The organism is Hyphomonas sp. (assembly GCF_013823385.1).
Classification (GTDB): Bacteria; Pseudomonadota; Alphaproteobacteria; order Caulobacterales; family Hyphomonadaceae; genus Hyphomonas.
Genome location: NZ_PNMA01000020.1, coordinates 68,989 through 76,948, shown reverse-complemented (window position 1 = coordinate 76,948; position 7,960 = coordinate 68,989). Strand labels below are relative to the sequence as shown.

The window sequence follows — 7,960 nt, the reverse complement described above, 5'->3', positions numbered from 1 at the left end:
TGGCTTCATCGGCGAGGCCTTCGATCAGGCCGAAAGCATGGGCACGGATGAAACCGCCAAGACGCATGCCCGCTTCGGAGATGCGGAAATATTCCTCAAAGGCGGTGGCCGGATTGGCCGAGGGCAGGGCGACGACGGCCCAGAGGGGCGCGCCCTTGCGGCCGATATTTTCGAGGATCTCGAGGATGAGGCCGCGCCGGTCTCCGAAATAATGGCGCAGGGTCGGCTCGGACGCGTTCATGGCCTGGGCAAACTGGCGCAGCGAGGGGCGGCGCAGGTCTGCGGAGAGGGCAAAATCGGTCAACGCATCGAGCAGGGCGGCGCGTTTCTCGTCAAAGTCATGATTGCGGGCGCCTGCTGGCCTCGGCATTCGAACACGTCTCCATCAGGCACCGGGATTCGGCGCGCCCGATTTTCTACATCACACCGGTGGATATATCCGTCAACGCGCGGGGCGCGGGACGGGAAAAATCAGACCAGATGGCCAATAAGCCGGGTTCTGTTCGTCCCTTGCGGGATCTGGCAGCCATTCCTCTGGGGCGCTCATTACTGAACGCCTCGGCGCGACGCACCCGGGGCACGAGCGGCGGACAGCCCGTATGTGCCCCCTACTTGGTCTTGCTCCGGGCGGGGTTTACCATGCCAGCCCTGTTGCCAGCGCTGCGGTGGGCTCTTACCCCACCCTTTCACCCTTACCCTTTGGCCGAAGCCGCAGGGCGGTTTGCTTTCTGTGGCACTTTCCCTCGGCTCACGCCGGGCGGCTGTTAGCCGTCGCCCTGTCCACCTGGAGCCCGGACTTTCCTCCAGTATGGGGTTACCCCCATACCAGCGGCTGCCCGGCCATCTGGTCTGGCGGGGGATATAGGGGGTTTGGGGGCGGAGTGCAAATGGGGTGAGAGAGGGCATTTCCGCGCTTCGCGCGGCCCTCACCTCCCATCGCGTCGCGATGGGCCCCTCCTCTCCCAAAGGGAGAGGGGCTTTCACCGCGCCGCCTCAAACGCTACCTGAACCCCTCTCCCTCCGGGAGAGGAGGGGCCCGCGCCCGCAGGGCGTGGGAGGTGAGGGCCTTGGTCCCCAACACAAGAAGGCACGAACCCCTTGCGGACTTCGTGCCTTCCCGTGTGTTTCGAATCGGTCTACCGAGACACTGTGCTAGCACTCGATATCGGTCTTCGATCGACATCAGGCTCTGGAGACAATCCGTTCGAGCGGATTACCTTACATCACCCTCCGGACCCGGACGTTCGCCTTTTCAGGCGCACGGCTTCCGTTTCCGTCGCCGCCGTGCACAACCGGGGGGTTGCAGGCACGCGGCTGACCGCCTGCGCTTGCCATTGCTGGCACTCACTTCTTGGTCACCGTCTACGGATCGCGCCCCGTTACGGCATACGGCCCCGTTTGGCTGGGTCTAGCTCCCGCCTCCCGGCCATCGCCTGCTTTGTCCCTTCATCTCCACCTGGGCCCTTTGCGCGGCCGGTCTCCCGGCTTTGCTCCTGACCCGGTTTCGTCCGGGGGCGATGGACTTGGCCTCTGGCTCCTCTGGCAGGTTTGCTCCTGCGGGGAGTTCCGTTGGCTTACCGAAACGATCTCACAAGGCCTCGCCTGAGTCGAGAGGCTGTCCAGAATTTTTCACGCTGCCGGGGAAGAATCTCACAGGTTTCGTTGCGCCTGTGGAATGATTGTGAGGCTTCTATGAAAAACGCAACAAAATCAACCGGACAAGGAGTATCCTGTCCGGGTGCCGCTTGGCGGGAGAGGTCCTGCGGATGGGGCGGAGGCCCGATTGGTCCGGGGACGGTATATATTTTGTTTGAGGGAATGAGATGTCCCCGGCGTCCCGGCTCTGCCTCATCCGCAGGATTGCTGCCTTCGGGGGCGAGCCCTCGGGCAGCAGAAGGATGCCTGGATGACGACGCCAGGCACGCGCGAGATTGCCCCGGCGCAGACCCCCGGCGGATAGCCGGGCGGCCGGCAGGCCTCTGCCTGTAATGAATGCAGTTGGAAGCGGCGTGGACAGGGGGGCGCTAATCCCCGGTTTGTTTCTGCGGCGGACCGTGCCAGAAGGGTGGGGATGCTCGAGCGCTGGCGACCCGACTTCATCGATCCTGCAATCCGGGCCGTGCGCCGGCTGGTGCGGCCGGATGTGCGCATCGTGACCGGCGGGATCGCCTTCTATGCGCTGTTCTCGATCTTTCCGCTGATCTACATGACGCTGACGCTGCTGACCTTTTTCCTGCCGCCGGAACTGGCGCATCAGCTGGCCAAGCCGATCACCAATTTCTTCAGCCAGAGTGTGGAGCCGCTGACCTTCGAGGAGGTGGACGCGATCCAGAAGATGACGCCGGCGGGGCTGAGCGTGCGGGCCTTCCTGGCAGCGATCCTGGTGCTGTTTACGGCAACCTCCGGGGCCAAGGCGCTGATCACCGGCATCCGGATGATTGCGGGCACGGCCGACCGGACGAAGTTTGCGCGGTTTCAGGGCACGTCGCTGGCGCTGACGGCGACGCTGATCCTGATCGTGTGGCTGCTGGGGGCGACGCAGCTGATTGCGACGGTGGCGGTGCAGGAGGCCGGGGGGCTGGCGGTGCGCTTTGCCAAGGAGATTGCGACGCTTGTGGATTCGCTCTGGATCTCGAAGGGGATTGCGAGCTTCGGGGTGTTCTATCTGATCCTGGTGATGTCGCTGCGCGGGCATGTGCGGCGGGGCACGCGGGCGCTGGCGGCGGGGGCGGGCGCGGCGGCGGTGGCCTTTCTGGGCGTGACCTTCCTGTTCCAGCTTTACCTGCACTATTCGGTGATGAGCACGATCTATGGCGCGCTGGCGTCGCTGATCCTCGGTTTCATCTGGCTGTCGGCGTCGGTGTCGTCCTTGCTGCTGGGCGCGGCGCTGGCGACCGAATGGGCTCACGCCTGGGGCGAGGACGAAGCGCCGGACGCAGACGAGTAGGCCCCGGCGATCTGGGCGAGGCGGCGCAGCGTGCTGGCGTCGGCGAGGCCGGTGATGGCGGCGGGCATCCAGCGGCGCTGGAAGGCGCGCAGGGCGGCGGGAATGTCGGCGGTGTCATAGCCAATCTGCGCGAGATGGGCGTTGAGGCGCGAGGCGTCCCCGCCCGCCCAGACGCAGGCCGCGCCGGTTTCAGGCTGGGGCCAGAGGCCGAGGCCGGCGTCTGCGAGGCGGGGCCACGGGAAATGCTCGCCGGGATCGATCTTGCGGGTGGGCGCGATGTCGGAATGGCCGACGAGGCCGGTGGGCGGGATGGCATGGTGGGCCATGATCTCGCGCGAGAGGGCGATGACGGCGCTGATCTGCGCGTCCGGATAGGGCGGCAGGCCGCCGCCGGGGGCGCGGTAGTCATGCCCGCCATTGACGATCTCGATGCCGATGGAGCGGGAGTTCAGATCTTCCAGGCCCTGCCATTTGGAGACACCGGCATGCCAGGCGCGGGCATTTTCCGCCACGAGGCGGGCGATGCGGCCATCTTCCCAGACCATATAGTGCGCGGAGACTTTTGCCTCTGGATCGCGCATCCGGGCGAGGGCGGCTTCGCCGCTTTCCATGCCGGTGTAATGCAGCACGAGCAGGGAAACGGGGTGTTTCCGGTCGTCATAGTTGGGGCTGGGGGCGTCTTCGATCTGCATTACGAATCTCCCGAAGCGACCTTCTTGCCGAGGGCGGCTTCCGGCATTTTCTCGTTCGGGCGGAGCGCGATGACAAGCACCCCCGACAGCGAGACGATGGCGCCGAGGATGAGGCGCAGGGTCAGCGGCTCATTCAGCAGCACGATGCCGAAGATCACGCCCCAGATCGGCGTCATCAGTGTGAGCGGGGAGAGGAGGGAGACGTCATACTTCTTGAGCAGGGTGTAGAAGGCCGAATGGCCGAACACCGAGACGCCGAGGATGGCGAAGGCGCTGGCAGCCCAGACCATCCAGCCGCCATGGATATAGGCGTCGAGCTGGTTCGTCTCCATCACGAAGGAGAGGGCGAACAGGGGCGCAAAGCTGAACGCGCCGACCCAGGCCTGCATGCGCAGGGCAGAGATCTTCGGCATCGACTTCATGATGATGCCGCCCGCCGAGCCGACGAAGGCGGAGCCGATGATGTAGAGGAGGCCATAGGAGACCGAGAAGCTGCCCGGATCGAAGGCAATGATGACGACGCCGATGAAGGCGAGGAAGATGCCCAGCGCGCGGCGCCAGCGGATGACCTCGCCCAGGAACAGCATGCTCATCAGTGTGGAGATGGGCACGCCGAGCTGGCCGGTGACGGCGACGGCGGAGGCCTCGGCATGCTGCAGGCCGATGAAGAGGAGCGCGAAATGCACGCTGCCGATCATGATCGAGACAAAGAACAGCGTGCGCAGGTTGGGCGGGCGCGGGAAGAGGAACGGCACGAGACAGACCGCGACGCCGAGGAAGCGCAGCGCGGCAAAGAAGATCGGCGGAATGGCCATGTCGGCCACGGCCCAGCGCGTGACGACAAGATTGAGCCCCCAGACGAGGCAGACAGCGCAGAGGAGGATGAAGTCACGTATGGCCATGATGGGGCTCGCCCTATCAGGGTTTTGTGACGAAGGGCAGGGGGCGCGTCGGGGTAGGGTGACAGGGGAGCTATGCGGGGGTGCGCTGGGTGGAGAGCGGCCCCACCCCATCCCTCCCCATGGTCATGGGGAGGGGGCCTGTTGCTCTTTGGGGAGAGGGTGGTCTGTTACTTGCCGAAGCGGTTGACCGGCAGGCGGAGGTAGGTCTGGCCGTCGGATTCGGGGGGCGGGAGGCGGCCGGCGCGGATGTTGACCTGCAGGGAGGGCAGGATCAGGCGCGGGGCGCCGAGGGTCTGGTCGCGGGCGGTGCGCATGGCGACGAAGTCTTCCTCCGAGACGCCTTCATGCACGTGGACATTGGCGGCGCGGTGCTCGGCGACGGTGGCTTCCCAGGCATAGGTCTCGCGGCCTTCGGGGAGATAGTCATGGCCGGTGAAGATGCGGGTTTCCGGCGGCAGGGCGAGGAGCTTGCGGATCGAGCGGTAGAGGGCGTGGGCGTCGCCGCCCGGAAAGTCTGCGCGGGCGGTGCCATAGTCGGGCATGAAGACGGTGTCGCCGACAAAGGCCGCGTCGCCGATCAGATAGGTGAGGCAGGCAGCCGTGTGGCCCGGCGTGTGCAGCACACGGATGGTTTCATTGCCGAGCGGGATTTCGTCGCCTTCATTGAAGAGGGCGTCAAACACGGTTTCGTCCGGCGCATCGGATGTGGGGCCAAACAGTGGGCGGAAGGTTTTCTGAACTTCGGTGATGTGCGCGCCGATGCCAATCTTTGCGCCGGTTTTCTGGCGAATGTAATCGGCGGCCGAGAGATGGTCGGCATGGGCATGGGTGTCGAGCGCCCAGACGATCTTCAGGCCTTCGGCCTCAGCGGCGGCGAGGACTTCGTCTGCTGATCTGGTGGAGAGGCGCGCCGGGGCGGGGTCGAAATCCAGCACGGGATCGATGATTGCGGCGTCACGGGTGGCCTCATCCCAGACGAGATAGGTCACGGTATTCGTGGCCGTGTCGAAGAAGGCTTTGATCCTGGGCATTGTATCTTCCTTTCGGGCGGCTTCTTATCTGCGTTGACGCTAATATATGAGGCGTTGCTAATTTAGCAAGTTCTCATATATTTGCAGCTGTTGATACCCGGCCTGCGAAGGAGCCGCAGATGGAACTTACCCTGCCTGTCATTCTGGCCGCCCTGGCAAGCGGCGCGCTGGTCGGCGTGTTTCTCGGCACTTTCGGGGGCGGGGGCAGCGTTCTGGCCGCGCCGCTGCTGATCTATGCCGTGGGCGTGCGCGATCCGCACGTGGCGATCGGTACATCGGCCGCCGCCGTCGCGGCGATCGCGCTGGTGAGCCTTGTGGGGCATTGGCGGGCAAAGCGGGTGAAATGGCCGTGTGCGGGCGCGTTTGCGGTGGCGGGGATCCTCGGCTCGATTGCCGGGTCACAGCTGGCGCTGCGGGTGGATGGCACCTGGCTGCTGGCGGCCTTTGCCCTGGCGATGGCGGCGATTGGCCTCTCGATGTTCCGCAAGCCGAAGGGCGAGGGCGACCCGGACGTGCATATCACCCCGGCGATCATGGCGCGCATCCTGCCGCTGGGCCTGCTGACCGGGCTGGCGGCGGGCTTTTTCGGGATTGGCGGCGGGTTTCTGATCGTGCCGGGCCTGATGCTGGCAACGGGGATGACGCTTTCCAATGCGATGGCCTCTTCGCTGGTTTCCGTGGCGCTTTTCGGGGCGACGACCTCTGCCAACTATGCCCTGGCAGGCCATGTGGACTTTCCGCTGGTGGGCCTTGTGCTGGCGGGCGGGGCGATCGGGGGCCTTGTGGGCGTGCGGGTGGCGCGGGCGCTGGCGGGGCGGGTGGCCCTGGCGCGGAAGGGCTTTGCGGGCATGATTGTGGCCGTGGCGGGCTATGTGGGCTGGAACGCTGTGCTTGGAATTCTCGCAACTTCCTGATTTTCGGGACGTTAAGAATTGCAGCCGCCCTGCGAAAGGTTGCTAAATCCGCCGCAAAGCGCTGATATGAAGTTCAACAGGGTTAACTTGGCCCCGGCCGCAGCGCCGGGCAGGGAGAGATTTGATGGGCGTGATCTGGTGGGTTTTGCCGTCGATTGCCGGGGTGATTGGCCTCATTCTCCTGTTCGGAGGGTTCGGCAAGCTGGCCAATCTGAAGCCTTTCGCCGGCGTGACGCGCCTTGCCTTTGGCACAGCCTTTGTGGGGCTTGCCGGGATGGTCGCCTTCATCGGGCTGAACGTGCAGACCTATAAGCGGCTGACCTATGAGCGGCCGGTGGCGGTGGTGAAATTCGTGGCGGTGCCGGGGCAGGCGGACGCCTATACGGCGGATGTGACGTTTGCCGACGGCACTCAGCTGTTGCAGGCCGATGGGACGCAGCCAGTGTTCCGGGGCGACGAATGGCAGATCGGCGCGCGCGTCATCAAGTTCAAGCCGATGGCCAATATCCTGGGCTATGATTCCATCTACCGGATCGAGCATATGCGCTCGACCAATTCGATGCAGTTCTCCTCTGATGTGGTGACCGAAGGCAAGATTGACGGCATACGGATTGTCACGTCCGAGCCGGGGATTGATGTGTCCAAGCTCGCCGATACCTATGGATCGCGCTTCGGCATTGATGCCGAATATGGCTCGGCCACCTATCAGCCGATGGGCGACGGATTTGAGTATGAAGTCTCGATCACGCAGGACGCCCTGATTGCGCGGCCGACCGAAGCGACGCGCACGCTGATCCAGTCCAAATCCTATCCCGGCTTCATACCGTCGAAGCGGGGCAACTGATGAACCCCTGGGAGCGGTATGTCGTTCCGCACCTCATCTCGTGCGCCTGCGCGACGCGGCCGATCATGAAGCAGCGGGAAAAGGTGGTGCCGAAGGCCGAGGGCGTTGTGCTGGAGCTTGGCTGTGGGGCGGGGACGAATTTCGCGATGTATGACGCCGGCAAGGTGGACCATCTCTATGCGCTGGAACCGGCGCCGGGGATGATGGTGAAGGCGAGACGCACGGCCAGCGAACTCGGCATCGGCAAGAGCATCGACTTTCTGGAAACCGGGGCGGAGCATATTCCGCTGGCGGATAATTCGGTCGATACCGCCGTGATCACCTTCGTGCTGTGTACCATTCCGGACTGGAAATCGGCGCTGGCGGAAACCAAACGCGTGCTGAAGCCGGGCGGCAAGATCGTGTTTACCGAGCATGGGCTGGCGCCGGATGAAGGCGTCGCCAAATGGCAGCGCCGGGTGGAGCCTGTTTGGAAGGCGCTGGCGGGCGGATGCCATCTGACGCGCGATACCGGCGCGATGCTGCGCGAGGCAGGTTTTGTGCTGGAAGGCGCGGAGACGATGTATCTGCCCAATACGCCGAAGATCGCCGGCTATGTCAGCTGGGGCGCGGCGCGGATCGCGTAAGGCG

Annotated in this window: 7 protein-coding genes, 1 other RNA gene and 1 pseudogene; 4 read left to right on the top strand and 5 right to left on the bottom strand. The window is 64.7% G+C overall.

Features of this window, described 5'->3' with window-relative positions:
- Positions 1–370, bottom strand: a pseudogene (locus C0456_RS12745) (hypothetical protein); the annotation flags it as partial.
- A gap of 102 nt (positions 371–472) precedes the next feature.
- Positions 473–848: RNase P RNA component class A (rnpB, locus tag C0456_RS12740), an RNA gene on the bottom strand.
- A gap of 1,223 nt (positions 849–2,071) precedes the next feature.
- Here rnpB and C0456_RS12735 point away from each other — a divergent pair.
- Positions 2,072–2,947, top strand: a complete 876-nt coding sequence (locus C0456_RS12735) for a YihY/virulence factor BrkB family protein (RefSeq protein ID WP_291052631.1) — start codon at positions 2,072–2,074, stop codon at positions 2,945–2,947.
- On the opposite strand, the gene C0456_RS12730 is transcribed toward C0456_RS12735, so the two are convergent.
- The 3 genes from C0456_RS12730 to C0456_RS12720 all read right to left on the bottom strand — a co-directional run bounded on the left by C0456_RS12730 (position 2,905) and on the right by C0456_RS12720 (position 5,572).
- Positions 2,905–3,639 (bottom strand): N-acetylmuramoyl-L-alanine amidase, encoded by a 735-nt coding sequence (locus tag C0456_RS12730; RefSeq protein WP_291052628.1) that lies wholly within the window; start codon positions 3,637–3,639, stop codon positions 2,905–2,907. The two genes, C0456_RS12735 and C0456_RS12730, sit on opposite strands and share 43 nt — an antisense overlap.
- Complete coding sequence (locus tag C0456_RS12725) at positions 3,639–4,541, bottom strand: DMT family transporter (RefSeq protein WP_291052626.1); 903 nt, start codon at positions 4,539–4,541, stop codon at positions 3,639–3,641. Before C0456_RS12725 ends, C0456_RS12730 begins: the two co-directional genes overlap by 1 nt.
- A 167-nt stretch (positions 4,542–4,708) precedes the next feature.
- Positions 4,709–5,572, bottom strand: a complete 864-nt coding sequence (locus C0456_RS12720) for an MBL fold metallo-hydrolase (RefSeq protein WP_291052623.1) — start codon at positions 5,570–5,572, stop codon at positions 4,709–4,711.
- Between the two features lie 119 nt (positions 5,573–5,691).
- Here C0456_RS12720 and C0456_RS12715 point away from each other — a divergent pair, with 119 nt between their 5' ends.
- From C0456_RS12715 to C0456_RS12705, 3 genes are all read left to right on the top strand, one after another.
- Positions 5,692–6,486: a sulfite exporter TauE/SafE family protein gene (locus C0456_RS12715; RefSeq protein WP_291052621.1), complete on the top strand. Its 795-nt coding sequence runs from the start codon at positions 5,692–5,694 to the stop codon at positions 6,484–6,486.
- A 124-nt stretch (positions 6,487–6,610) separates the two neighbouring features.
- The gene (locus C0456_RS12710) at positions 6,611–7,330 is read left to right on the top strand and encodes a hypothetical protein (protein WP_291052618.1); all 720 of its coding nucleotides are present in this window, start codon (positions 6,611–6,613) and stop codon (positions 7,328–7,330) included.
- Positions 7,330–7,956 carry a class I SAM-dependent methyltransferase gene (locus C0456_RS12705; protein ID WP_291052615.1) on the top strand — a complete coding sequence of 209 codons (627 nt, stop codon included), beginning with the start codon at positions 7,330–7,332 and terminating at the stop codon, positions 7,954–7,956. The genes C0456_RS12710 and C0456_RS12705 overlap by 1 nt, the downstream gene beginning before the upstream one ends.
- Positions 7,957–7,960 lie beyond the last annotated feature (4 nt).

Bases quoted from the DNA above. Each gene is read 5' to 3' on its own strand.
- C0456_RS12725 (WP_291052626.1), bottom strand. From the start codon at position 4,541: ATGGCCATACGTGACTTCATCCTCCTCTGCGCTGTCTGCCTCGTCTGG.
- C0456_RS12735 (WP_291052631.1), top strand. From the start codon at position 2,072: ATGCTCGAGCGCTGGCGACCCGACTTCATCGATCCTGCAATCCGGGCC.
- C0456_RS12705 (WP_291052615.1), top strand. From the start codon at position 7,330: ATGAACCCCTGGGAGCGGTATGTCGTTCCGCACCTCATCTCGTGCGCC.
- C0456_RS12720 (WP_291052623.1), bottom strand. From the start codon at position 5,572: ATGCCCAGGATCAAAGCCTTCTTCGACACGGCCACGAATACCGTGACC.
- C0456_RS12715 (WP_291052621.1), top strand. From the start codon at position 5,692: ATGGAACTTACCCTGCCTGTCATTCTGGCCGCCCTGGCAAGCGGCGCG.
- C0456_RS12730 (WP_291052628.1), bottom strand. From the start codon at position 3,639: ATGCAGATCGAAGACGCCCCCAGCCCCAACTATGACGACCGGAAACAC.
- C0456_RS12710 (WP_291052618.1), top strand. From the start codon at position 6,611: ATGGGCGTGATCTGGTGGGTTTTGCCGTCGATTGCCGGGGTGATTGGC.